This window comes from Burkholderia sp. Ac-20345, from assembly GCF_017104825.1.
Classification (GTDB): Bacteria; Pseudomonadota; Gammaproteobacteria; order Burkholderiales; family Burkholderiaceae; genus Burkholderia; species Burkholderia lata_B.
Map to the genome: position 1 here is coordinate 1 of NZ_JAAGPO010000176.1, position 24,803 is coordinate 24,803.

The window sequence follows — 24,803 nt, forward strand, 5'->3', positions numbered from 1 at the left end:
TGCGCGCGGGGCCGGCGAGCGCGGCGCGCAGCGCATCGCCGACGGCGCGCGCGAGCGCTTCGCTTTGCGCTTCCTGGGTGTCGAAAGCGTGAATCTCGATCACATCTCCTCCGGACTGCTTTGTCTGTTCAAATCGTACGAATCGTGGGGCACGTTGACGCGTACGGTGGCGTGCGCGGCAACGGTTTGCATCAGTTCTCTTCTTCGAGCCAGCAGGTGTCGTGCTGCGCGAGCATCGCGCTCGCCGCGGCCGGCCCCCACGTGCCCGCCGCGTACGGCTTCGGCGGCTTCAGCGTGCGTGCCCATTCGTTCAGGATAGGCTCGACCCAGCGCCATGCGGCTTCCTGTTCGTCGCGGCGCACGAAGAGGGCGAGACGGCCGTTGATCACGTCGAGCAGCAGGCGCTGGTATGCCTCCATCTGCCCTTCCTTGAAGAACTGGTCGAACGCGAGGTCGAGGTGCACGCTCGCGAGGTTCATCCCTTCGCCGGGCTGCTTCGCGAGGCAGTACAGGCGGATCGTCTCGTTCGGCTGCAGCCGGATCACGAGGCGGTTCGAGCCGGGACGCAGCGCGGTGGGCCCGAGCGCCGAATGCGGCACCGGGCGGAAATTGACGACGATCTCCGCGACGCGATCGGCAAGCCGCTTGCCGGTGCGCAGGAAGAACGGCACGCCGGCCCAGCGCCAGTTCTCGATCTCGACCTTCAACGCAACGAAGGTTTCGGTCTGGCTGTCGGGCTTCACGCCCGGTTCGGTCGCGTAGGCCGGCACCTGCGCGCCCTTGATCACGCCCGCATGATACTGGCCGCGCACGGCAACCTTGCCGATGTCGCGCGGATCGACCGGCTTCAGCGCGCGCAGCACGCGCAGCTTTTCGTCGCGCACCGAATCCGAATCCATCGAATGCGGCGGTTCCATCGCGACGATCGACAGCAGCTGCAGCAGGTGGTTCTGCACCATGTCGCGCAGCGCGCCCGTATTGTCGTAGAAATCGCCGCGCGCCTCGACGCCGAGCTCCTCGGCGATCGTGATCTGGATGCTCTCGACCCATTCGCGGCGCCACAGCGGCTCGAACAGCGCATTGCCGAAGCGCAGCGCGAGCAGGTTCTGCACGGGTTCCTTGCCGAGGTAGTGGTCGATCCGGTAGATCTGGCCTTCCGCGAAGATCTCGCCGACCGCATCGTTGATCGCATTCGACGACTTCAGGTCGTAGCCGAGCGGCTTCTCGAGCACGATGCGCGAGCCTTCGCTCAGGCCGACCGACGCGAGCGCCTTGCAGATCGGCACGAACAGCGACGGGCCCGTCGCCAGATAGAACACGCGGATGCCGGGCAGCGATGCGACCGCGTCGCGCAGCACGACATAGTCTTCCGCGCGGCCGAGATCGAGGTGCACGTACTCGATGCGATCGAGGAAGGACTTCCACGCAGCTTCGTCGAACGCCTTGCCGGCGGCCTTGGCCGCGTGCGGCTTCACATGCGTGTCGACCCATTCGAGATAGGACGCCCGATCCGATTCATGACGCGCCACGGCAACGATCCGGCCGCTCTCCGCCAGCATGTTCGCACGGTGCGCTTCGAACAGCGCGGGCAAGATCTTGCGCATCGACAGATCGCCGGTGCCGCCGAAAAGTACGAAGGTAAAGCTGGAATCGGTATGCATGTGTCTCCGCCGGGTTGGGGTGCTGGGAAGCGATCCGTAGTGCGATAAAAATATTTTTGACACTGAATTGTAGTTTAACTACAATCCGCCGCAAGGGGTAGCACCTGGGTGAAGAAAAAAAGAAGTGCGGTCGATGAACTGCGCGAGCTTCGCCTTCGGGAACGCCTTGTGCCGAATGTTATCGGACATTGACGGCGCGCATCGTCAGCGCGACGTCGGCCCCGGGCTCGCGCCGCATCATCGCGGCGGGCCAGAAACACAAAGAGGAGACACGCCGTTGAATCTCGATTCACGCTTTCTGTAAGAGCCCGGCCGGTCATCGGCCCCGTACGCTGCATGCGTCCCGCGGCTCGATTTCCCCGTCGTTATCAAGAAGCCGGTTCCCGGTCAGGGAACCTCACGAGTTGATTCAGTCTGGAGGAGATAAGTAATGAAAGTTCGCTCGATCATGGGTGCGCTCTGCGCGGCAGGTCTGATGGCTGGCGCCGTGGCGGCGCAGGCAGCCGAGAATGTGACGGTGCTGCACTGGTGGACCTCGGGTGGCGAGTCGAAGGCCGTCGGCGTGCTGAAGGACGACGTGCAGAAGCAGGGCTACGTGTGGAAGGACTTCGCGGTCGCGGGCGGCGCCGGCGCCGCGGCAATGACTGCGCTGAAGACCAAGGTGATCAGCGGCGACGCTCCGTCGGCCGCGCAGATCAAGGGCCCGCTGATCCAGGACTGGGCCGACCAGGGCGTGCTCGTCAACATCGATTCCGCTGCCGGCGACTGGAAGCAGAACCTGCCGCCGGAAATCGACAAGATCATCAAGTACAAGGGCCACACCGTCGCGGCGCCGTTCTCGGTGCACCGCGTGAACTGGCTGTACATCAACAAGGCCGCGCTCGACAAGGTCGGCGCGAAGGTGCCGACCACCTGGCCTGAATTCTTCGCGGTGGCCGACAAGCTGAAGGCCGCGGGCATCCAGCCGGTCGCGATGGGCGGCCAGCCGTGGCAGGACCTGACGCTGTGGGAAGACGTCGTGCTGTCGCAGGGCCCGGCGTTCTACAAGAAGGCGCTGGTCGACCTCGACCAGGCGACGCTGACGTCGCCGCAGATGCTGTCCGTGTTCGACACGGTGCGCAAGATCCAGGGCTACTTCGATACCGGCCGTAACGGCCGCGACTGGAACCTCGCGACCGCGATGGTGATCAACGGCAAGGCAGGCATGCAGTTCATGGGCGACTGGGCGAAGGGCGAGTTCGAGAACGCCGGCAAGAAGGCGGGCAAGGACTACATCTGCGCTGCGGTGCCGGGCACGGCGAATTCGTACACGTTCAACGTCGATTCGTTCGTGTTCTTCCAGCAGAAGGGCGAGAAGGCCGCGACGCCGGGCCAGCTCGCGCTCGCGAAGACGATCATGACGCCGGACTTCCAGGAGCAGTTCAGCCTGCTGAAGGGGTCGGTGCCGGTACGCCTCGGCGTGAAGATGGACAAGTTCGACGACTGCGCGAAGAAGTCGTATGCCGACGAGCAGACCGCGATCAAGTCGGGCGGCTTCGTGCCGTCGCTTGCGCACGGGATGGCGCAGAGCGATGCGACCGCCGGCGCGATCACGGACGTCGTGACGAAGTTCATGAACTCGCAGCAGGATTCGAAGAGCGCGGTCGCCGCGCTCGCGAAGGCCGCGAAGGTCAAGTAACGCGCGACAGGCGCCCGGCCGGAAGCGCTTCATCGGCCGGGCGTTTTTGCATGTGCAGCAAACGGGCTCGCCCGCGGGCTCGTGCCGTATCTGGCGCCGGCCCGGCCTGCGTCGCCCTCGTTCCAGGAGTCGAATCAAGTGGCTGCCCCTCTTAGCGGAAACGGATCCGGCGCTGCCGCCGCACGGCGTACGTCGCCGATGTCGGCCTTCGCCGATCGCTGGATCCCGAAGCTCGTGCTTGCGCCGAGCGTCGCGATCGCCGTGGTGTTCATCTACGGCTTCATCCTGATTACCGGCTATCTGTCGCTGACCAATTCGCGGCTGTTGCCAAACTACGAATTCGACGGCTTCGGCCGTTACACGGACCTGTTCCAGAACGACGTGTGGTGGACCTCCGCCGCGAACCTCGGCTGGTTCGGGATTCCGTTCATCGCGATCTGCGTCGCGCTCGGGCTGTTCCTCGCGATCCTGCTCGACCAGCGGATCCGCAACGAAGGCGCGCTGCGCGCGGTCTTCCTGTACCCGATGGCGCTGTCGTTCATCGTCACCGGCACCGCGTGGCAGTGGATCCTGAATCCGGGCCTCGGCCTCGAGAAGGTGATGCACGACTGGGGCTGGGCGAGCTTCTCGTTCGACTGGCTCGGCGATCCGGACAAGGCGATCTTCTGCGTGGTGATCGCGGCCGTGTGGCAGTCGACCGGCTTCGTGATGGCGCTGTTCCTCGCGGGGCTGCGCGGTGTCGACGCGGAGATCTTCAAGGCCGCGCAGGTGGACGGCGCGACGCTGCCGACCATCTACCGCAAGATCGTGATCCCGAGCATGCGCCCGGTGTTCTTCTCGGTGCTGCTGATCCTCTGCCACATCACGATCAAGACCTTCGACCTCGTCGTCGCGTTGACGGCGGGCGGCCCGGGCACGTCGTCGTCGCTGCCGGCCATGTTCATGTACACGTTTTCGTTCAACCGCGGCCAGCTCGGGCTCGGCGCGGCGTCCTCGGTGATGATGCTCGCGACCGTGGTCGCGGTGCTGGTGCCGCTGATGTATATGGAATCGAGGAGCACCCGCAATGCAGCCTAAGATGACGATCAGCCGGGCAGTGATCTATGCGGCACTGATCCTGTTCGCGCTGTATTTCCTGTTCCCGATCTACGTGATGCTGTCGACGTCGTTCAAGGATCTCGATCAGCTGCGCACCGGCAACCTGCTGACGCCGCCCACCACGTGGACCGTCGACCCGTGGGTGAAGGCCTGGAGCGGGGCGTGCACCGGCGTGCGCTGCGACGGCATGAAGCCGTTCTTCCTGAACTCGCTGCAGATGGTGATCCCGGCCGTGCTGATCTCGTCGCTGATCGGCGCGTTCAACGGCTACGTGCTCACGCACTGGCGCTTTCGCGGCGCCGACGCGCTGTTCACGATGATGCTGGTCGGCTGCTTCATCCCGTTCCAGGTGATCCTGCTGCCGATGGCGCGCCTGCAGGGGATGCTCGGCCTCGCCAACACGATTCCGGGCCTCGTGTTCGTGCACGTCGTGTACGGCATCGCGTTCACGACGATGTTCTTCCGCAACTTCTACGTGAGCGTGCCGGCCGAGCTCGTGAAGGCCGCGCGCATCGACGGCGCCGGCTTCTTCACGATCTTCACGAAGATCCTGCTGCCGGTGTCGCTGCCGATCTTCATGGTGTGCCTGATCTGGCAATTCACGCAGATCTGGAACGACTTCCTGTTCGGGATAGTGTTCTCCGGCGTCGATTCGATGCCGATCACGGTTGCGCTGAATAACCTCGTCAACACGTCGACGGGCGTGAAGGAATACAACGTCGACATGGCCGGCGCGATCATCGCCGCGCTGCCGACGCTGCTCGTCTACATCGTCGCCGGCCGCTACTTCGTGCGCGGGCTGACGGCGGGCGCGGTGAAGGGGTAAGCGCGGCTTCATCCGATACGACGAACCGGCCGCGCATCGCGCGCGGCGCATCGAAACGAACCCGACGCGGCGCCGTAGTGCGCCGCGCGAGACGAGACAGAGGATTCACAGCATGGCAAGCCTTTCCATCCGTGACGTGTACAAGACCTACCCGAACGGGGTGCCGGTCCTGAAGGGTGTCGACATCGAGATCGAGGACGGACAGTTCCTGATCCTGGTCGGCGGGTCGGGCTGCGGGAAGTCGACGCTGCTCAACATGATTGCCGGGCTCGAGACCGTGACGAGCGGCGAGATCTGCATCGACGGCAAGGTCGTCAACGACCTGTCGCCGAAGGATCGCGACATCGCGATGGTGTTCCAGTCGTACGCGCTGTATCCGTCGATGACGGTGCGCGAGAACATCTCGTTCGGCCTGAACATCCGCAAGGTGCCGAAGAGCGAACAGCAGCAGATCGTCGACCGCGTGTCGCAGATGCTGCAGATCCAGCACCTGCTCGACCGCAAGCCGGGCCAGCTGTCGGGCGGCCAGCGCCAGCGTGTCGCGATGGGCCGTGCGCTCGCGCGCGATCCGTCGCTGTTCCTGTTCGACGAGCCGCTGTCGAACCTCGACGCGAAGCTGCGCATCGAGATGCGCGCGGAAATCAAGCTGCTGCACCAGCGCCTCGGCACGACGATCGTCTACGTGACGCACGACCAGATCGAGGCGATGACGCTCGGCGACCGGATCGCGGTGATGAAGGATGGCGTCGTCCAGCAGTTCGGCGCGCCGCAGGAAATCTACGATTCGCCGTCGAACCTGTTCGTCGCGGGCTTCATCGGCGCGCCGCCGATGAACTTCATCAACGGCAAGCTGGTCGAGCAGGGCAGCGGAATCGCGCTCGAAGTCGACACGGGCGTCAAGCGCGGCGCGCTGAACCTGCCGTTCGATGCGGCGAAGCTGAAGTCGCACGTCGGCCGCGAGGTGATCCTCGGCCTGCGTCCGGAGCGCATCACCGACGTGCGCCACGCGCACAACGGCGACGCGTCGCACCTGCAACCGTTCGACGTGCGCGTCGACGTGACCGAGCCGACCGGGCCGGACACGCACGTGTTCGCGCAGGTGAACGGCAAGCGCATCGTGAGCCGCGTGCATCCGGCCGCGAACCCGCAGCCCGACCAGACGCTGTCGCTGCTGTTCGATGTGTCGAAGGCGGTGCTGTTCGATCCGGCGTCGGAAGAGCGGATCGCGTGATGTCGCGCGAGCGCTGAACGAAGAAAAAAGGGCCGTCTTCGGACGGCCCTTTTGTTTTGGCGCAACGGTTGATGCCGCAGCGGCGCTCAGTGCGGCAGCCGCACGTCGAACTTGAACGTCGCGAGCCGTGCGACGAGGATGAAGCCGGTCGCGAGCAGCACGCTGTACACCGAGTCGAACTGCAGCCACACCAGCAGCAGGTAGAACCAGCAGCCGGCGAATGCGCAGGTCGCGTACGGTCGCGAATCGCGCAGGATCAGCGGAATGTCGTTGCACAGCACGTCGCGGATGATCCCGCCGACCACGCCCGTGATCACGCCCATCATCACCGCGATGAAGCGCGGCATCTCGGCATCGAGCGCGATCGCCGTACCCGAGATGCTGAAGATCCCGAGCCCGATCGCATCGGCGACGAGCAGCAACCGCTCGGCCGACAGCCGCGACAGCATCCGCAGCACGAACGGCGCGAACAGCGCGAGCACGAAGATCGCGATCACGTAGTCGTCGTGCACGACCCAGTAGAACGGCCGGCGCTCGAGCAGGATGTCGCGCAGCGTGCCGCCGCCGAACGCGGTGGCGAGCGCGACGACGAACGTGCCGACCGAGTCGAGGCGGTTCTTGCGCGCCTCGATGAAGCCCGAGATTGCAAAGGCCAGCGTGGCGATCGCCTCCAGTACCGCGATCGCGAGCGTCAGCCTAGGATGCGGCACGCGGCCCCCGGTCGCCGGGCACCGCGAACGGTTGCAGCAGCACCAGCACCGCGCCCGCGCCGCCGTCGTTGCCACGGGCCTCGCAGAACGCGATCACTTCTTCCTTCTGCACGAGCCACGCGCGCACCTTGCCTTTCAGCACGGGTTCCTTGCCGATCGAGCCGAGCCCCTTGCCGTGGATCACGCGCAGGCAGCGCAGCCCCTTCTTGCCGGCTTCGCGGATGAACTCGGCGAGCGCATCGCGCGCCTCGTCGCGCCGCATCCCGTGCAGGTCGATCTGCGCCTGCACGATCCACGCGCCGCTGCGCAGCTTGCGCACGACGTCGCGGCTGATCCCGGGGCGGTGGTAGTACAGCGAGTCGTCGCTGTCGAGCAGCGTCTCGGGATCGAATTCGTCGGACAGCGTCGCGTTCAGCACGGCTTCCTCGTCGCGCTGCGTCTGCTTCGGCACCGGGTCGGGCGGCGTGCGACCGGCCGTCGCGCGCGGCGGCGCCTTGAGCGGCTGGATTGTGCCGACCTCGTTGCGGAACACGTTCGCGTCGGCTTCCGCCTTGCGCTCGGCCTTGGCGGTTTCCACGCGGTTGCGCTCGCGGCGCTCGGCTTCGCCCTTCAGGTTCGCGCGCAAGGCGCCGAGGCCGGCGAGCCCCTGGCCGCGCAACGCGGCGGGATCGGGCGCGGGTGCCGGCGCGGCGGGCGCGGGGTTCGCGGGACGGGCGGCGATCTGCCGCTTCGCGGGATCGCTGGGATGGGGCTGGTTCTTCGCCATGATTCGGTACGCAGGGCAGGCGCGTTCGGGCGCGCGGGCAAAAAAAAGCCGCTGCGCGGCGGCAGCGGCTTGTCCGGCCAGACCCGCTTCGCGGCAGCGGACGCCATTGTAGCGCCCGGCGCGACAGGTCTCGCGGCTTACTTCTTGTCGTGCAGGCTTTCGAGGTAGCGCTGCGCGTCGAGCGCGGCCATGCAGCCCGTGCCCGCGCTGGTGATCGCCTGGCGGTACACGTTGTCCTGCACGTCGCCCGCGGCGAACACGCCAGCGACGCTCGTCGACGTCGCGTTGCCGTGCAGGCCGCTCTTCGTCAGGATGTAGCCGTCCTTCATCTCGAGCTGGCCCTGGAACAGGTCGGTGTTCGGCTTGTGGCCGATCGCGACGAACACGCCCTGCACGTTGAGGTCTTCCGTTGCGCCGGTCTTCACGTTCTTGATGCGCAGGCCGGTGACGCCCGAATCCTCGCCGGTCACTTCGTCGAGCACGTGATCCCACTTGATCACGACGGCGCCTTCCTTTTCCTTCTCCAGCAGGCGGTCGATCAGGATCGGCTCCGCGCGGAACTTGTCGCGGCGGTGGATCACCGTGACCTTCTTCGCGATGCCCGTCAGGTAGAGCGCTTCCTCGACGGCCGTGTTGCCGCCGCCGATCACCGCGACTTCCTGGCCGCGATAGAAGAAGCCGTCGCAGGTCGCGCAGGCCGACACGCCCTTGCCCATGAACGCTTCTTCGGACGGCAGGCCGAGATACTGCGCGGACGCGCCGGTCGAGATGATCAGCGAATCGCACGTGTATTCGCCCGAGTCGCCGATCAGGCGGATCGGCTGCTCGTGCAGCTTCGCGGTGTGGATGTGGTCGAAGATGATTTCGGTGTTGAAGCGCTCGGCGTGCTCGAGGAAGCGCGCCATCAGCTCCGGACCCTGCACGCCTTTCGCGTCTGCCGGCCAGTTTTCGACGTCGGTCGTGGTCATCAGCTGGCCGCCCTGCGCGATGCCGGTGATCAGCACCGGGGACAGGTTGGCGCGTGCCGCGTAGACGGCAGCCGTGTAGCCGGCGGGGCCGGAACCGAGAATCAGGACTTTGGCGTGTTTGGGCGTGGACATGTGCGAATCCGTAAAAGGCGGCCGCGGCGGGCGGGGTAGGGCTCGCCGTACGATCCGGGTTGACCGGGATGCCGTCATAGATGGGTATCAGACGCGCATTATAAAGGCCCCGTTGCTGCGGTGCCGAACGAGAGTTTCAATCGAGGCGATAGTGTCGCGCGGCGCAACGGCCGCGCACGCTGGGTGGGCGGGGCACGGGGTGGCGCGTTGCCGCACGGGGGCTATGGGTCGGGACGCAGGCTCGGGGCGGCGCGGCAGCGGTGCCCGGCGCCGAGCCGGACCGGGGCAAAAGGGCCGCAGTGGAGCATTTCCGCCGGGCCGGCCGTACCCCGGCCCTGTTATGTAACCGTCATTTACACTTGGCGGCCCGGTGCAGCGTTTACAATAAGCGGGATCGAACGACAGGCGGGCGCACGGCCCGTCCTCTTTATACGGATTCATGGCAAAAGCTCCTTATTCCGCCCAGGCACAGGCGTTGCCGCACCGGATGTCGAAGCTCCTCACGGAGATCCGCTGGATTCTCCAGGTCGCGCTCTGCGCATTTCTGGTGATGGCCCTGCTGAGCTACAGCCGGCGCGATCCGAGCTGGACGCACGCCGCCCAGGTGGACCACATCACGAACTGGGCCGGCCGCGTCGGCGCGTGGACGGCCGACATCATCCTGCTGCTGTTCGGCCTGTCGGCCTACTGGCTGATCGTGCCGCTCGCGCGGCGCATTGCCGTCAACTATCGCCGCATCACGCGCCACGAGGCGGTCTCGGACGAACCCGAGCGGCCGATCGGCTGGCTCACCGAAATCCTCGCGTTCGTGCTCGTCGTGCTGGCGTGCGACGGCATCGAGGCGCTGCGCATGTGGTCGCTGAAGGTGCAGTTGCCGCGTGCGCCGGGCGGCGTCGTCGGCGAGGCCGTCGCGGGCGCGATGTCGCACGCGTTCGGCTTCACGGGCGGCACGTTGCTGCTGCTGATCGCGCTGGCGATCGGCCTGTCGCTGTATTTCCGCTTCTCGTGGCTGTCGGTCGCCGAACGCGTCGGCGGCGCGATCCTGTCCGCCGTCAACGTCGCGAAGCTGCGTCGTGAGGCGGAGCGCGACCGCAAGCTCGGCGAGGCCGCGGCCGTGCGCCGCGAAGGCAAGGTCGAAGAGGAGCGCGTGCGCATCGAGGATCACGAGCCGGTGACGATCGTGCCGCCGGTCGTCACGCCGGCGAAGTCCGAGCGCGTTGAGCGCGAGCGCCAGGTGCCGCTCTTCACCGACCTGCCGGGCGATTCGACGCTGCCGGCGGTATCGCTGCTCGATCCCGCGCCGAAGGCGCAGGAGGCGATTTCCGCCGACACGCTCGAATTCACGTCGCGCCTGATCGAGAAGAAGCTGAAGGATTTCGGCGTCGAGGCGAGCGTCGTTGCCGCGTATCCGGGCCCGGTCGTCACGCGCTACGAGATCGAGCCGGCCACCGGCGTGAAGGGCAGCCAGATCGTCAACCTTGCGAAGGATCTCGCGCGCTCGCTGTCGCTCGTGTCGATCCGCGTCGTCGAGACGATTCCCGGCAAGAACTACATGGCGCTCGAGCTGCCGAACCAACGCCGCCAGACGGTCCACCTGTCCGAGATCATCGGTTCCGAGGTGTACGCGGCCGCGTCGTCGGCGCTGACGCTGAGCCTCGGCAAGGACATCGGCGGCAAGCCGGTGTGCGCGGATCTCGCGAAGATGCCTCACCTGCTCGTGGCCGGCACGACCGGTTCCGGCAAGTCGGTCGGGATCAACGCGATGATCCTGTCGCTGCTGTACAAGGCGACCGCCGAGCAGGTGCGCCTGATCCTGATCGATCCGAAGATGCTCGAAATGAGCGTCTACGAAGGCATTCCGCACCTGCTGTGCCCGGTCGTCACCGACATGCGCCAGGCCGGCAACGCGCTGAACTGGACGGTCGCGGAGATGGAGCGCCGCTACAAGCTGATGAGCAAGCTCGGCGTGCGCAACCTCGCGGGCTACAACAACAAGATCGACGAGGCCGCGAAGCGCGAGGAGAAGCTGCCGAATCCGTTCAGCCTGACACCGGAAGATCCTGAGCCGCTCGGCCGACTGCCGAACATCGTCGTCGTGATCGATGAGCTGGCCGACCTGATGATGGTCGTCGGCAAGAAGGTCGAGGAACTGATTGCGCGGATCGCACAGAAGGCACGTGCGGCCGGCATCCACCTGATCCTCGCGACGCAGCGTCCGTCTGTCGACGTGATTACGGGCCTGATCAAGGCCAACGTGCCGACCCGGATCGCGTTCCAGGTGTCGTCGAAGATCGACTCGCGCACGATTCTCGACCAGATGGGCGCCGAATCGCTGCTCGGGATGGGCGACATGCTGTACCTCGCGCCGGGCACCGGGCTGCCGGTGCGCGTGCACGGCGCGTTCGTCGCGGATGACGAAGTGCATCGCGTCGTCGAGAAGCTCAAGGAGCAGGGCGAGCCGAACTACATCGAGGGCCTGCTCGAAGGCGGCACCGCCGACGGCGACGAGGGCTCGGCCGGCGCGGGAACCGGCGAAGGCGGCGAGGAGTCTGATCCGCTGTACGACCAGGCGGTCGAGATCGTCATCAAGAACCGCCGCGCGTCGATCTCGCTCGTGCAGCGCCACCTGCGGATCGGCTATAACCGCGCGGCGCGGCTGCTCGAGCAGATGGAGCAGTCGGGGCTCGTGTCGGCGATGTCGTCGAGCGGCAACCGCGAAATTCTTGTGCCGGCGCGCGACGCGGAATGAGTCCGCGGCGCTCGCTGCGCCGGCCACCCAGGGAGAAAACCGCAATATGCAGCAACATTCGTTCGCAATGTCCCTTCGTTCGACGCGGCGCTGGCTCGGCGCGGCGCTCGCCGGCGCATCGCTGATGCTCGCGGCGACGCACGCGTTCGCGGGCGGCACCGAGCAACTGAAGGCGTTCGTGTCGCAGGTGCGTTCGGCGAAGGGTGACTTCACGCAGCAGATCGTCAAGGCCCCGGCCAAGGGCGCGAGCGCCGCGCAGGCCGTGCCGAAGCCCACCGACAATTCGAGCGGCACGTTCGTGTTCGCGCGCCCGGGCAAGTTCATCTGGACGTACCAGAAGCCGTACCAGCAGGTGCTGCAGGCCGACGGCGAGAAGCTCTATGTGTACGACCGCGACCTGAACCAGGTCACCGAGCGCAAGCTGAACGGCGCGCTGGGCGCGAGCCCGGCCGCGATCCTGTTCGGCAGCAACGATCTCGACAAGAACTACACGCTGCGCGATGCCGGCGAGAAGGGCGGCATCGAGTGGCTCGAGATGCTGCCGAAGGCGCAGGACACGCAGTTCCAGCGGATCGGTATCGGCTTCAAGAACGGCACGCTCGCCGCGATGGAACTGCACGACGTGTTCGGCAACGTCACGCTGCTGACGTTTACGAACATCCAGACGAATCCGCCGCTGAAGGGCGATACGTTCAAGTTCGTCGTGCCGAAGGGCGCGGACGTGATTACCGGCTGACCGGCGCTCCGCGCAGCTGTTTCCCCTACGGGCCTGCCGGCGACGGCAGGCCCGTGTTGTTTTCAGGCGCGGGCACCAGGCGCGGCGGTGCTTTCGCGCGGCTGTCATAATGTCGGGTCCGGCGGCCGGTTCGGCCGCGACCGTTTGATGTGGAGCGAGGGTTCATGTCCGATCTGTTTCAAGTCGAGCCGCGCCGCCCGCTCGCCGAGGCGCTGCGGCCGAAGACGCTCGCCGAGGTGATCGGCCAGACGCATTTGCTGGGCGAAGGCAAGCCGCTGCGGCTCGCGTTCGAATCGGGCAAGCCGCATTCGATGATCCTGTGGGGGCCGCCCGGCGTCGGCAAGACGACGCTCGCGCGGCTCACCGCGCTCGCATTCGACTGCGAGTTCATCGCGCTGTCGGCGGTGCTCGGCGGCGTGAAGGACATCCGCGAGTCGATGGAGCAGGCGAAGGACACGCTGAACCGCACCGGCCGCCACACGATCCTGTTCGTCGACGAGATCCACCGCTTCAACAAGGGGCAGCAGGACGCGTTGCTGCCGTTCGTCGAGTCGGGGCTCGTGACCTTCATCGGCGCGACGACCGAGAACCCGAGCTTCGAGGTCAATTCGGCCTTGCTATCGCGGGCGCAGGTGTACGTGCTGAAGTCGCTGGACGACGACGAGATGCGCCAGTTGCTGAAGCGCGCGCAGGAAATCGCGCTCGACGGCCTGTCGTTCGACGACAAGGCGATCGATACGCTGGTCGGCTATGCGGACGGCGACGCGCGGCGCTTCCTGAACCTGCTCGAGCAGGCGCAGACGGCGGCCACGTCGGCCGGCACCGCGACGATCGACGCCGAATTCGTCAGCAGCGCGATGACGCTGAACGCACGGCGCTTCGACAAGGGCGGCGACAACTTCTACGACCAGATCTCGGCATTGCACAAGTCGGTGCGCGGTTCGAGCCCGGACGGCGCACTGTACTGGTTCTGCCGGATGATCGACGGCGGCGCGGATCCGAAGTATCTCGCGCGGCGGATCGTGCGGATGGCGTGGGAAGACATCGGCCTCGCCGATCCGCGCGCGCTGCAGATGGCGAACGACGCGGCCGAAACCTACGAGCGGCTTGGCTCGCCTGAAGGCGAGCTCGCGCTCGGGCAGGCGGTGATCTATCTCGCGTGCGCGGCGAAGAGCAACGCGGGCTACAACGCGTTCAACCAGGCGATGGCGTTCGTGAAGCAGGACAAGTCGCGCGAGGTGCCCGTGCATCTGCGCAACGCGCCGACCAAGCTGATGAAGGAACTCGGCTACGGTCACGCTTACCGTTACGCGCACGACGAGCCGAATGCGTATGCGGCCGGCGAGACGTACCTGCCGGACGGGATGCGCGAACCGCGCTGGTACAAGCCGGTGCCGCGCGGGCTCGAATCGAAGATCGCCGACAAGCTCGCGTGGCTGCGCGAACTCGACCGCGAGGCCGGCAAGAAGGACTGACGGAGCAACGTCCGGCGCGGTCCGCGCCGGTGCCGTCGCGCAAGCATCAGCGCTTGCGGGCCGCCGGCTGCTTCTTCCAGTAGCTGAATGGCTCCTGATGGCATTCGATGTCGAGTTCGGCGACGCGCGCGTTCAGGCTCTGCTGCGCATCGGCGATCGCGAGGTTGTAGATCGCGGGTGCGATCTCCTCGACGAAGAAGTGCAGCAGCGCGCCGGCCTGGATATTGCCGATCGGCTCGTCCATGTTTTCTGTGAAATAGCGTTGCAGCGACGCGATCGCGCGGTCGCGTACGTCCTTGTCCAGTTCGATGGCCATCGGGTTCCTTGAGTAGCTGTGACGTGTGGCGGGTGTCTCGTTCGATGCGCTGCCGCGGGCGCGCACGGGCGTTTCGCGATCCGCGGCGCTGCGATGCCGCGCGTTTTCGCGGGCGCCGACGGGCGGACCGGCAACGCGATACTGCCATGGCCGTCGCACCACGGTCATCGCCCGTTTGCAGCATTGTCCGTCCGGCCAGTGCCGTGGCAGCCTCGCGGTGCGTTAGAATTCCCGTCTTACACAACGATTCTCCAAGTCCTCCCATGCTCGACATCCAGTTGCTGCGCAAAGACCTCGACGGCGTCGCCCAGCGCCTCGCCGATCGCGGCTACACCCTCGACATCGCCGCGTTCTCCGCCCTCGAAGCGGAACGCCGCGCGATCCAGACCCGCACCGAAGAGCTCCAGGCGCGCCGCAACAGCCTGTCGAAGCAGATCGGCGCGATGAAGGGGAAGGGCGAGGACACGTCGGCCGTGATGGCCGAGGTCGGCGGGATCGGCGACGAAATGAAGGCGGGAGAAGCCAAGCTCGGCGAGATCCAGGCGCGCCTGTCCGACCTGATGCTGGGCATGCCCAACGTCGCGCATGAAAGCGTGCCGGTCGGCAAGGACGAAGCCGACAACATCGAGGTGCGCCGCTGGGGCACGCCGCGCCAGTTCGATTTCGAGGTGAAGGATCACGTCGACGTCGGCACGCCGCTCGGCCTCGATTTCGAGACCGGCGCGAAGCTTGCCGGCGCGCGCTTCACGATGCTGCGCGGCGCGATCGCACGCCTGCACCGCTCGCTCGCGCAGTTCATGATCGACACGCACACGCAGCAGCACGGCTACACCGAGACGTACACGCCGTACATCGTGAACCCCGAGATCCTGTACGGCACGGGCCAGCTGCCGAAGTTCGCGGACGACATGTTCCGCGTCGAGAAGGGCGGCGAGGAGAACAAGGTCACGCAATACCTGATCTCCACGTCGGAAATCTCGCTGACGAACACCGTGCGCGAGTCGATCGTCGATGCGTCCGCGCTGCCGATCAAGCTGACCGCGCATTCCCCGTGCTTCCGCTCGGAAGCCGGTTCGTACGGTCGCGACACGCGCGGGATGATCCGCCAGCACCAGTTCGACAAGGTCGAGATGGTGCAGGTCGTCGCGCCGGAAGCGTCGTACGCGGCGCTCGACGAGATGGTCGGCCATGCGGAAGCGATCCTGCAGAAGCTCGGCCTGCCGTACCGCGTGATCACGCTGTGCACGGGCGACATGGGCTTCTCGGCCGCGAAGACGTTCGACCTCGAGGTGTGGCTGCCTGCGCAGAACACCTATCGCGAGATCTCGAGCTGCTCGAACACCGAGGCGTTCCAGGCGCGCCGGATGCAGGCGCGTTTCCGCAACGCGCAGGGCAAGCCGGAACTCGTGCATACGCTGAACGGTTCGGGTCTCGCAGTCGGCCGCACGCTCGTCGCAGTGCTGGAGAACTACCAGAACGCGGACGGCTCGGTTACGGTGCCGGAAGTGCTGCGTCCGTACATGGGCGGCATCGAGCGTATCGACGCGCCCGTGCAGGCGTCGTAAGATCGCGCTCCCGCAAGCTCTTGAAGTTCTCGTAAAAATATTTGCAAAAAGGGCTTGTGGGTTTCGAAGAGATCGTTCTATAATCTTTTCTTTCGCGGAAACGACCAACCGCGAAATGCAGTAAGCAGCAAGGAAGGAGAGGTGGCAGAGTGGTCGAATGTACCTGACTCGAAATCAGGCGTACGGTTTCCCCGTACCGTGGGTTCGAATCCCACCCTCTCCGCCAAAATACGAAGCCCCTTGATCCGGAAGGATCAAGGGGTTTTTCGTTTTGGGTTCGTGGAATGCGTGTCGTGTCGCAAGCCGTTGCAGCCGTAACAGCTCGACCGTCGGCATATCGGATCGTGCTGATGCGATGGCGCACACCACGTGCATGATCGTGCCGCGTCCTCGATACAGCTGCGCTGAATGGCAAACTCCGCGTCGGTCGTGCTGAATGCCGTGATGGATCGTGTCGACACCGACCCGGGGGGCACGACGTGATCGCGAGGATCGTATTCGGCGTGCTGTCGAGCGTCGTTGTGCGCCACTGGATGGCCGGGGCAGTGCCGTGCCGCGAATCACCTGCAGGCGTGCGGAGCAGGCTTTGAGAACCTGCCCTGACACATCGCACCACCTTGCCAGTTGGGCTGGGTGAAGATCCAGTTGCCAGGCGTGTTCGCCGAGTTCGAGCGGGAAATGGTCCGCCGGCGGACGACGATGCAGTCTTCGAAGGCGCGTTGTGTCCTTTATACAGTCCACGAAGCGTTGAGTACGAAGACGAGCGCCGCGCGCTATCGCGTCGACCAACACACCTGACCGGTGCTCTCTGCGTAAAGGCCATTTGCAGAGGGGGAGGGGGTATGCCACGCAGCCTGCGCTCCCCGTCCCCGGAGATTCGCGCTGCCAGCAGGCCGCGCTGAACCGCGCGACAAGCGTCACGACTTTGTATCAAAGCCGTCGTTCCAGGTTGCTCCGGGAGCAGTCGGACACACCTGACACTAGTCGCTTGGTCCATCACCCAGAACACGATGATTGGCGCGGCGCTTCCGCTGGATTATTTCTCGGCCGGATTTACTTCCGCGCGCTCCTCGGTCAGAGAAGGAAGCGGCGCCGTGATGGGGTGAATGCGCTGACCATTGTCAACGACACTGTCCATTGAGACGAAGGTAATGGTGCTGCCTGGAACGACGTAGAACGGTGCCTCGCTACCGCCTTGTTTCAGGAACATCACGTAACCGCGCTCATCGGTGCGCGACCAGGTGGCGGAGTCCCCCGTCGCGCCGGGGAGAACGGCGAAGGTGCCCGGATTTCCGCCGTTGCTGTTCCAGATGTTGATTGCCACGGACAGCGTATTGGGCGATCTGTTTACGATAATAATCTTGGCAGCAGCCATGATTTCACCTTTTTCTGTTTGGATTGATTTAATTCCAATTAAAAGAAGCGAGTGGCATTTCGTGATAATTGGATCGCTCATTGATTTGATGCGTATCGATTGGATAGTTGAATTCCATGTTGAATGAATTGAGTTTGATTTACTTTTTGTCTATCAGTTATTTATTTTTGTTGGTTTGCGGTGAGGCTATGGCATTCGATGTGCTGTAATAATTTGACTGAATAATCGGTGGCGTCGATTGTGAAGAGACTTGCTTTGTCGATTAAACAGGAAGTCGGATTTTCGTGATCTGCAGGACGGCACGATGTCCGGCCTCGAACTCGACATACCGGCTGGGCGAAGTGACCATCTGGAAGCGGCTGCGTGCGTTATGCGCTGCGACCGCCCCTATGGTGTGCTCGCGCCAGGGCGCGCGCGACGCATCCAGCCTGATCGTGCTGAGCGGCTTGACCGCTCGCGGTCGCTTTTCGCCGCTTTCTTCAGCTTTAAGCCCGCGCTTCCGGCGCCGTTAACACGGGGCGGTGGCCGGCGCCCGTGCCGGACCGCATCGTTCCCCGTCGATTCAAGGTCCCATGAAGCTGAGCTACAAGATTCCCCTCGCATTCGCCGTCGCGCTGCTGCTGATGTTCTGTGGCGCGCTGTACGGCATCCACATTCTCAATCGCTCGATCAATACGTTCGCCGAAGACGTGCAGACGAACGTCGGCGACGAACGGCTCGTGTCGGCCACGCTCGTGCAGTTCAAGCTGCAGGTGCAGGAATGGAAGGACACGCTGTTGCGCGGCAAGCAACCCGCGAAGCTCGACCAGTACTGGCAGGCGTTCCAGACGCGCGAGCGGACGGTCGATACGCTCGCCGCGCAGCTCGTGCATCAGTTGCCGCCCGGCGAGAGCCGCTCGCTCGTCGAGCAGTTCATGCGCGCGCACACGGCGATGGGCGAGGGTTACCGGCGAGGGTTCGACGCATTCAAGGCTGCCGGCTTCGAGCCGTCGGCCGGCGATGCCGCCGTGGCGGGCGTCGACCGCGAACCCGCGGCGCTGCTGGAGCGGGCCGCGAAGTCGATCGCCGACGAGAGTGCCGCCGTGTCGGCGCAGGCGAGCCGCGACGCGCAGCATGCAACCACCGCGAGCCTCGTGCTGATGCTGGTCGTGCTCGGCGTCGCGATGGTCGGCGCGTTCCTGTTCAGTCGCGCGATCCTGCGTCCGCTCGACCGCGCGGTGGCATGCGCGCAGGCCGTCGCCGAAGGCGACCTGACGCGCGACGTCGATGCGGCCGGCCGCGACGAGATCGCCGATCTGCTGCGCGCGTTGCAGACCATGCAGACGAGCCTGTCGGGCGTGGTGCTCGAAGTGCGCACGCACGCCGAAGCCGTCGCGACGGCGAGTGCACAGATCGCGTCGGGCAATCACGACCTGTCGGCGCGTACCGAGGCGCAGGCCGCGTCGCTCGAGGAGACGGCCGCCAGCATGACCGAACTCACGGGCATCGTCCGCCAGTCGGCCGAGCACGCGCAGCACGCGGCGCAACTGGCGCACGACGCGTCGAACATCGCGGCGGCAGGCGGCGGCGTGATGACCGATGCCGTCGGTACGATGAACGGTATCGCCGACAGCTCGGCGAAGGTCGGCGAGATCATCGCGGTGATCGACGGCATCGCGTTCCAGACCAACATCCTCGCGCTGAACGCGGCGGTCGAGGCGGCGCGCGCGGGCGAGCAGGGGCGCGGCTTCGCCGTCGTCGCGGCGGAAGTGCGTACGCTCGCGCAGCGCAGCGCCGCCGCCGCGAAGGAGATCAAGGGGCTCATCGAGCAGTCGACGAAGCGGGTCGACGAGGGCGCCGTGCTGATCGGCCGTGCGGGCGAATCGATTCACGAGATCGTCGGCGCGGTGCAGCGCGTCACGACGATCGTCGGCGAGATCTCGTCTGCGTCGCAGGAGCAGAGCGGCGGCATTCAACAGGTGAACATCGCGGTGACGCAGATGGACGAAGCGACGCAGCGCAATGCGGCGCTCGTCGAGCAGGCATCTGCCGCGACGCAGGCGCTGGCCGAGCAGGCGAGCGCGCTGCGGCATGCAGTGGCCGTGTTCAGGCTGCCGGAAATGGCGTGACGGCTGCGCCGCCGCGCCGGACTTCAACGGAACCGGGGGCGGCGTCGGCCTTGGGCCGCGCGCCGGCGCGCACCGGCCCGTCCCCCGAGATCAAGCCGCGGCCGGATATTGCGCGAGCACCCGGGCGCGGATAGACGGCTTGATATTCGATTGCGCCATGTTGCCGCCGTAGTGCGCGACGACACGTGGATTCATCACGCGATACCAGAGCGGCGGCACGTACGCGAACAGGATCATCGTCGCGTAGCCGGCCGGCAGTTGCGGCGCATCGTCGAAGTGGCGCAGCGCCTGGTACGAGCGCGTCGGATTCGCGTGATGGTCGGCGTGCCGCTGCAACTGGTACAGGAACAGGTTGGTGACGACGTGATTGCTGTTCCACGAGTGCTGCGGCGTGCAGCGTTCGTAGCGGCCGCTCGGAAGCTTGCGGCGGCCGAGCCCGTAGTGCTCGACGTAGTTCACGACTTCGAGCAGCGACGCGCCGTAGACGGCCTGGATCACGAGGAACGGGATCACGACCTTGCCGGCCATCGCGATCGCGATGCCCCACACGACGACGGTCATCGCCCATGCGTGCAGCACCTCGTTGCGCCAGGTCCACGGCGAATGCCCGAGCCGTTCGAGGCGCGCCTTCTCGAGCCGCCACGCCGAGCGGATGCTGCCGGTCACGGTGCGCGGCAGGAACGCCCAGAACGATTCGCCGTAGCGCGCGCTTGCCGGATCCTCGGCCGTCGCCACACGCACGTGGTGGCCTCGGTTGTGCTCGACGTAGAAGTGCCCGTATGCAACCGGCGCGAGCGTGATTTTCGCGAGCCAGCGCTCGAAGCGGTCGGTTTTATGCCCGAGCTCGTGCGCGGTATTGATCGAGATGCCCGTCGCGGCGCCGAGCGACAGCGCGAAGCCGACGTAGTCGTACCATGCGAGCGCATGCGTGCCGACGATCCAGACGCACACGAAGAACGCGACGTATTCGACGAAGGTCGCGAGATAGACGATCAACCGGTAGTAGCGCTCCCGTTCGAGGTGCGGCACGACGTCCTCGGGCGGGTTGTCGCGATCGTCGCCGATCAGCGTGTCGAGGATCGGGATCACGCCGAACGCGAACAGCGGGCCGAACCACCAGAACACGTGCAGGCCCGTTGACAGCGCGAGCTGGGCGGCGAGGATCGGCAGCGTGATCGTCAGCGCGCCGAGCAGCCACAGGTAACGCTTGCCATCCGACCAAACCGAAGCCGATTCGTTGGTCATTGCCATTGTCTCCCTCCTGCCGGCCAGCCCGAGGGCGGCCGCCTGTACGGTTGTTCGAATTCTCGTTGGTCCGCGACGCACGCGCGGTTACACCGGATCGTCACCCGGTTCTGCCTGTTATACGACCCAAGCGCGCGCTTGCCAAACTCCCGCACTAGGCGTGAGGCTCCAAACGGAGGGGCGCGTGCCGCGCAGGCAGGGAAGGGCCCGTGCAAGCTGATTGAAACATGCGGGAAACGTCGGCTCGACCCGCGCGGGCGGCCGGTTTGTCAGACGGATGGAGCGCCGTGACGCGTGCGGGTGTCGGTGCAACTGGTTTGCAACAAATGTTGCGATGCAATATACGGAAGGCGGCAGTGCTCGAGATACCGATTTTCGGGGTTACCAATCTTACGGATCATTACGACTTCCGCGCTGAATTTCGCAGGGCTCGACGGGCAACTGCCGCGTGTCGCAAGGCGACTGGCGTCATGCGTCGAACGAAGCCGCCGCGGCCGTCGTTCGGCAGCATGCATCGACGCGGCGATGCTGCACCTGCACACTGGCTGGCCGCATGGCTGCCGGCGGTGGCTGATGCCTTTCGATTCGCGCCGCCATTTGAAAATAACGATTTGACTCATGCCCCGCTTTCGGTTGAAGCTAATAGCTTGCTGTCCGAAGGGGGCTGTGCCTGCATGAGTTCGACCTTGACCGTTCGTCGTATCGTTGCCGACCAGGGCGGCGTGTATCGCGAACTCCGCGCCGCATCGCTGCGCGAGCCCTACGCGCCCGGCGAAGCGCCGGAGGCCGAATTGCTGAACGTCGAAACGGACGCAGCGTCGGCGATTGCCGCGCAGCGCGCCGTGTCCGACGAGTCGACGACTTTCCTGCTGTATACCGAAGGCCATCCGGCCGGCATGATCGGCGCGTATTTCGACAATACGCCCGATCGGCGCGCGTTCGTCAGCGAGCTGTGGGTTGCGCACGCGGTGCGTCATCTGCGCGGCGGCGTGCTGCTGCTGGAGACGGCCACCGCCTGGCTCGCCGAGCGCGGTGCCCAGGACGTCTACGCATGGATTGCCGATGCGAACCGCAACGCGATCCGCTTCTACGAACGTGCGGGTTTCGGCAATACCGGCGAACACGCGCCGATCGCGCGGATGCCCGGCGCGATGAAATCGCTGTACGTGTCGCAAATGAAGCACTGACGTGATGTCAGAACGCGGGCCGCACGGCGCGATGAAGATCCGGTCGCCCGCTTGCCTGCCCGCCCGCCGGTTGCGCACCCTCCCGGGCCGCCGCCACCCGGTTCCCCAAAAATAATGGCCGCGCGCGTGGACGCCTGTAAAATACGCAAAAAATTTTTGCAGAGTGTCCATGTCGCTTAAAAAATCGCCATTCTTCGAGCTGCGCAGCGGATCGGTCGATACGTTGCTGTTCACCGTGAAGACGACCGATCTCGATGCGTTGCGTACCGAACTGGTCAAGCGCTTCGAAGCGACCCCCGAGTTTTTCGCCGACGATGTCGTCGCGATCGACGTCCGCCGCCTGGCTGACGGCGAACGCGTCGCGCTGGCGGACATCCGCCAGATGCTGAACGACGTGCGGATGCGCCCGGTGGGCGTCGTCGCGCTGGCAACGCAGGGCTGGGCGGGGGAGGCCGGCCTGCCGTTGCTCGAGGCGCGCGATCGCCGCGCGCCGGCCGCGAAGCACGCTGACGAAGCCGAACCGGCGCCGGCGCCCGTCGCCGAAGCCGCCGCCGCTCCGGCAGCCGAACCGGCGCAGGAACCCGCGCCGACGTTGTTGCAGGCGGGGGGCCAGACGCTCGTGATCGACCGGCCGTTGCGTTCGGGGCAGCAGATTTACGCGAAAGGAGACCTCGTGGTGCTCGCGCCGGTCAGTCACGGCGCGGAGATCATCGCGGAAGGCAATATCCACATCTACGCGCCGTTGCGCGGCCGCGCACTCGCGGGCGTGCACGGCAATCACGATGCGCGCATTTTCTGCACGTGTCTCGAGCCGGAACTGATTTCGATCGCGGGTATCTATCGAACAACCGAGAACCCGTTGCCCGCCGAAGTACTGGGCAAATCGGTGCAGATCCGGCTCGAAGAGGAAAAACTGATGATCGAACCGCTGCGCCTGACGTAATACACGCGGTGCGCTCCGGATCGATCGGCTCTCATTGACGAACACAGGGTATTGGGTAAATGGCAAAAATCATCGTGGTGACCTCGGGCAAGGGCGGCGTGGGCAAGACGACGACGAGCGCGAGCTTTGCGTCCGGTCTCGCGCTGCGCGGCCACAAGACGGCCGTGATCGACTTCGACGTCGGCCTGCGTAACCTCGATCTCATCATGGGCTGCGAACGCCGCGTGGTGTACGACCTCGTGAACGTGATCCAGGGCGAAGCGAACCTGAACCAGGCGCTGATCAAGGACAAGAAGTGCGAGAACCTGTTCATCCTGCCGGCGTCGCAGACGCGCGACAAGGATGCGCTGACGCGCGAAGGCGTCGAGAAGGTGCTGAACGACCTCGTCGCGATGGACTTCGCCTACATCGTCTGCGATTCGCCGGCCGGTATCGAGGCAGGCGCGCTGCATGCGATGTACTTCGCGGATGAAGCGCTGATCGTCACGAACCCGGAAGTGTCGTCGGTGCGCGATTCCGACCGCATTCTCGGCATCCTGTCGTCGAAGACGAAGCGCGCGACCGAAGGCAAGGATCCGATCAAGGAACACCTGCTGATCACGCGCTACAGCCCGAAGCGCGTCAGCGAAGGCGAGATGCTGTCGCTCGAGGACATCAGCGAGATCCTGCGCATCAAGCTGATCGGCGTGGTGCCCGAGTCGGAAGCCGTGCTGCATGCATCGAACCAGGGTCTGCCGGCCGTCCATATCGACGGCACGGACGTTGCGGAAGCGTACAAGGACGTCGTCGCGCGTTTCCTCGGCGAAGACAAGCCGCTGCGCTTCACCGATTACCAGAAGCCGGGCCTGCTGCAGCGCCTCTTCGGCAGCAAGTAACGGAGGCCGCCCATGTCCATCCTTTCGTTTCTCCTCGGCGAGAAGAAAAAGTCCGCATCGGTTGCGAAGGAGCGCCTGCAGCTCATCATCGCGCACGAGCGCGTCGGCGGCCGTCCGCCGGCCGACTACCTGCCGGCGCTGCAGAAGGAGCTGGTCGCGGTCATCTCGAAGTACGTCCATATTTCGAACGATGACATCCGCGTGAGCCTCGAGCGCCAGGACGATCTCGAAGTCCTCGAAGTGAAGATCGAGATCCCGCAAGCCTGACCGTTGCGGGTATCCCTCCGTACGGCGGCACTCGCCGCCGTGCGCGTCTTACGCCCTGTTGCACTTTCGGGCACGCCGTAACACGGCGTCTGTCGGCCGTAACCGCACCTCCCGCATTGAACGAATACGCTCGCGTAACTTGTTCAACCAGGAGGTTGTGATGGCTGTCTCTACTGTTCAACGTCGTATCGTTTCGCTCGCCCTGTTTGCCGCGGGCCTGTCAGCCGTCGTCGCGCCGTTTGCCGCGCATGCGGACGAGATTCTCGTCGGCACGCCCGTGATCGTGCCGCAGGGCCGTGTGGTCGTCGCCGAGCCGGTCGCCGTGCGCACCGAGGAAATCGTCGTCGTCGCGCCGAATGCGCCGCCGCCGGTGCGCTACGAGGTCGTGCCGGCTTCGCGCGTGGGCTACGTGTGGGATCGCGGACACTGGCACTGGGAGCATGGCCGCTACGTGTGGATCGGCGGCCACTGGCAAGCCGAGCGCGTCGGCATGCAATGGGTGCCGGGCCATTGGGACCAGCGCGGTCCGAACTGGTTCTGGACTCGTGGCCACTGGGCGTGATGGAGGCGGGCGATGAAAAGAACAGCAATCGCCATCGCGCTCGTCGCGATCACGCTGGCCGGATGCATCGTCGTGCCGGCGCGGCCCGTGTACTACCGGCCGGCACCCGTCGTGATCTACTGAGCGTCGCGCGAACCGGTCTGCGCCGGGCCGTTCGTCCCGGCTGCGGCCGGTTCGTCGTCGTGCGGTGCCGGCGCATTTGCTGCGCCTTCGGCCGGCGCGGCGGCGGGGGACACTTCACCGCCTTCGTCGCGCAGCGTGTCGAGCGGGTCGGCGGGCGCGGCGGCCGCATCCTGCGGCTCGGTGACGCCGGTTGCCGCCGTCACCGAG

General features: G+C 65.6%; 21 protein-coding genes, 1 tRNA gene and 2 pseudogenes. 15 read left to right on the forward strand and 9 right to left on the reverse strand.

Going from position 1 to position 24,803, the window contains the following annotated elements; translation table 11 throughout:
- Both G3O06_RS36980 and zwf read right to left on the reverse strand, forming a co-directional pair.
- Positions 1–103, reverse strand: a pseudogene (locus G3O06_RS36980) (6-phosphogluconolactonase); the annotation flags it as partial.
- An 88-nt stretch (positions 104–191) separates the two neighbouring features.
- Positions 192–1,661 (reverse strand): glucose-6-phosphate dehydrogenase, encoded by a 1,470-nt coding sequence (gene zwf / locus G3O06_RS36985; protein WP_124576695.1) that lies wholly within the window; start codon positions 1,659–1,661, stop codon positions 192–194.
- Between the two features lie 430 nt (positions 1,662–2,091).
- On the opposite strand from zwf, the gene G3O06_RS36990 reads away from it, so the two are divergent.
- The 4 genes from G3O06_RS36990 to ugpC all read left to right on the forward strand — a co-directional run bounded on the left by G3O06_RS36990 (position 2,092) and on the right by ugpC (position 6,494).
- Entirely contained in the window at positions 2,092–3,339 is a 1,248-nt protein-coding gene (locus G3O06_RS36990) for an ABC transporter substrate-binding protein (protein ID WP_060229382.1), read from the forward strand.
- A 138-nt stretch (positions 3,340–3,477) separates the two neighbouring features.
- Positions 3,478–4,416, forward strand: a complete 939-nt coding sequence (locus G3O06_RS36995) for a sugar ABC transporter permease (RefSeq protein WP_122944702.1) — start codon at positions 3,478–3,480, stop codon at positions 4,414–4,416.
- The gene (locus tag G3O06_RS37000) at positions 4,406–5,263 is read left to right on the forward strand and encodes a carbohydrate ABC transporter permease (protein ID WP_011544828.1); all 858 of its coding nucleotides are present in this window, start codon (positions 4,406–4,408) and stop codon (positions 5,261–5,263) included. Before G3O06_RS36995 ends, G3O06_RS37000 begins: the two co-directional genes overlap by 11 nt.
- Positions 5,264–5,375: 112 nt before the next feature.
- Complete coding sequence (gene ugpC, locus G3O06_RS37005; RefSeq protein WP_046545128.1) at positions 5,376–6,494, forward strand: sn-glycerol-3-phosphate ABC transporter ATP-binding protein UgpC; 1,119 nt, start codon at positions 5,376–5,378, stop codon at positions 6,492–6,494.
- An 86-nt stretch (positions 6,495–6,580) separates the two neighbouring features.
- On the opposite strand, the gene G3O06_RS37010 is transcribed toward ugpC, so the two are convergent.
- The 3 genes from G3O06_RS37010 to trxB all read right to left on the reverse strand — a co-directional run bounded on the left by G3O06_RS37010 (position 6,581) and on the right by trxB (position 9,070).
- Positions 6,581–7,204 (reverse strand): trimeric intracellular cation channel family protein, encoded by a 624-nt coding sequence (locus tag G3O06_RS37010; protein ID WP_174918261.1) that lies wholly within the window; start codon positions 7,202–7,204, stop codon positions 6,581–6,583.
- Positions 7,191–7,970: a Smr/MutS family protein gene (locus G3O06_RS37015; RefSeq protein ID WP_205819117.1), complete on the reverse strand. Its 780-nt coding sequence runs from the start codon at positions 7,968–7,970 to the stop codon at positions 7,191–7,193. The genes G3O06_RS37010 and G3O06_RS37015 overlap by 14 nt, the downstream gene beginning before the upstream one ends.
- A gap of 137 nt (positions 7,971–8,107) precedes the next feature.
- Positions 8,108–9,070: a thioredoxin-disulfide reductase gene (trxB, locus tag G3O06_RS37020; RefSeq protein WP_174968517.1), complete on the reverse strand. Its 963-nt coding sequence runs from the start codon at positions 9,068–9,070 to the stop codon at positions 8,108–8,110.
- A gap of 439 nt (positions 9,071–9,509) precedes the next feature.
- Between trxB and G3O06_RS37025 the strand changes: the two genes are divergently transcribed.
- The 3 genes from G3O06_RS37025 (at position 9,510) to G3O06_RS37035 (ending at position 14,030) form a co-directional block, all read left to right on the forward strand.
- A complete protein-coding gene (locus G3O06_RS37025) occupies positions 9,510–11,819 on the forward strand; it encodes a DNA translocase FtsK (protein ID WP_174918264.1) in 2,310 nt (769 codons plus the stop codon).
- Positions 11,820–11,865: 46 nt separating this feature from the next.
- Positions 11,866–12,555 carry an outer membrane lipoprotein chaperone LolA gene (gene lolA, locus G3O06_RS37030; protein WP_105817564.1) on the forward strand — a complete coding sequence of 230 codons (690 nt, stop codon included), beginning with the start codon at positions 11,866–11,868 and terminating at the stop codon, positions 12,553–12,555.
- A 164-nt stretch (positions 12,556–12,719) separates the two neighbouring features.
- Positions 12,720–14,030: a replication-associated recombination protein A gene (locus tag G3O06_RS37035; protein WP_089445121.1), complete on the forward strand. Its 1,311-nt coding sequence runs from the start codon at positions 12,720–12,722 to the stop codon at positions 14,028–14,030.
- Positions 14,031–14,076: 46 nt separating this feature from the next.
- Here G3O06_RS37035 and G3O06_RS37040 read toward each other — a convergent pair whose 3' ends face one another.
- Entirely contained in the window at positions 14,077–14,346 is a 270-nt protein-coding gene (locus G3O06_RS37040; protein WP_174968519.1) for a DUF2164 domain-containing protein, read from the reverse strand.
- Between the two features lie 263 nt (positions 14,347–14,609).
- On the opposite strand from G3O06_RS37040, the gene serS reads away from it, so the two are divergent.
- Together serS and G3O06_RS37050 are read left to right on the forward strand one after the other, a co-directional pair.
- Positions 14,610–15,911: a serine--tRNA ligase gene (gene serS, locus G3O06_RS37045; protein ID WP_174918266.1), complete on the forward strand. Its 1,302-nt coding sequence runs from the start codon at positions 14,610–14,612 to the stop codon at positions 15,909–15,911.
- A 135-nt stretch (positions 15,912–16,046) separates the two neighbouring features.
- Positions 16,047–16,137, forward strand: a tRNA-Ser gene (locus G3O06_RS37050).
- Positions 16,138–16,947: 810 nt separating this feature from the next.
- Here the strand turns inward: G3O06_RS37050 and G3O06_RS37055 are convergent.
- Positions 16,948–17,367, reverse strand: a complete 420-nt coding sequence (locus tag G3O06_RS37055; protein ID WP_205819118.1) for a hypothetical protein — start codon at positions 17,365–17,367, stop codon at positions 16,948–16,950.
- Between the two features lie 491 nt (positions 17,368–17,858).
- On the opposite strand from G3O06_RS37055, the gene G3O06_RS37060 reads away from it, so the two are divergent.
- On the forward strand, positions 17,859–19,394 hold the full coding sequence (locus G3O06_RS37060; protein ID WP_174968521.1) for a methyl-accepting chemotaxis protein: 1,536 nt from the start codon (positions 17,859–17,861) through the stop codon (positions 19,392–19,394).
- A 90-nt stretch (positions 19,395–19,484) separates the two neighbouring features.
- On the opposite strand, the gene G3O06_RS37065 is transcribed toward G3O06_RS37060, so the two are convergent.
- Positions 19,485–20,645, reverse strand: coding sequence for an alkane 1-monooxygenase (locus G3O06_RS37065; RefSeq protein ID WP_174968522.1), 1,161 nt, complete (start codon positions 20,643–20,645; stop codon positions 19,485–19,487).
- A gap of 539 nt (positions 20,646–21,184) precedes the next feature.
- Between G3O06_RS37065 and G3O06_RS37070 the strand changes: the two genes are divergently transcribed.
- The 5 genes from G3O06_RS37070 to G3O06_RS37090 all read left to right on the forward strand — a co-directional run bounded on the left by G3O06_RS37070 (position 21,185) and on the right by G3O06_RS37090 (position 24,473).
- Complete coding sequence (locus G3O06_RS37070; RefSeq protein WP_241020431.1) at positions 21,185–21,826, forward strand: GNAT family N-acetyltransferase; 642 nt, start codon at positions 21,185–21,187, stop codon at positions 21,824–21,826.
- A gap of 169 nt (positions 21,827–21,995) precedes the next feature.
- Complete coding sequence (gene minC / locus G3O06_RS37075; protein ID WP_174918270.1) at positions 21,996–22,769, forward strand: septum site-determining protein MinC; 774 nt, start codon at positions 21,996–21,998, stop codon at positions 22,767–22,769.
- 59 nt (positions 22,770–22,828) lie between these two features.
- A complete protein-coding gene (gene minD / locus G3O06_RS37080) occupies positions 22,829–23,644 on the forward strand; it encodes a septum site-determining protein MinD (RefSeq protein WP_174918271.1) in 816 nt (271 codons plus the stop codon).
- Between the two features lie 12 nt (positions 23,645–23,656).
- A complete protein-coding gene (minE, locus tag G3O06_RS37085) occupies positions 23,657–23,911 on the forward strand; it encodes a cell division topological specificity factor MinE (protein ID WP_006486661.1) in 255 nt (84 codons plus the stop codon).
- A 160-nt stretch (positions 23,912–24,071) separates the two neighbouring features.
- On the forward strand, positions 24,072–24,473 hold the full coding sequence (locus G3O06_RS37090) for a YXWGXW repeat-containing protein (protein ID WP_174999657.1): 402 nt from the start codon (positions 24,072–24,074) through the stop codon (positions 24,471–24,473).
- 116 nt (positions 24,474–24,589) lie between these two features.
- Here the strand turns inward: G3O06_RS37090 and G3O06_RS37095 are convergent.
- A pseudogene (locus tag G3O06_RS37095) lies at positions 24,590–24,803 on the reverse strand (chloride channel protein); the annotation flags it as partial.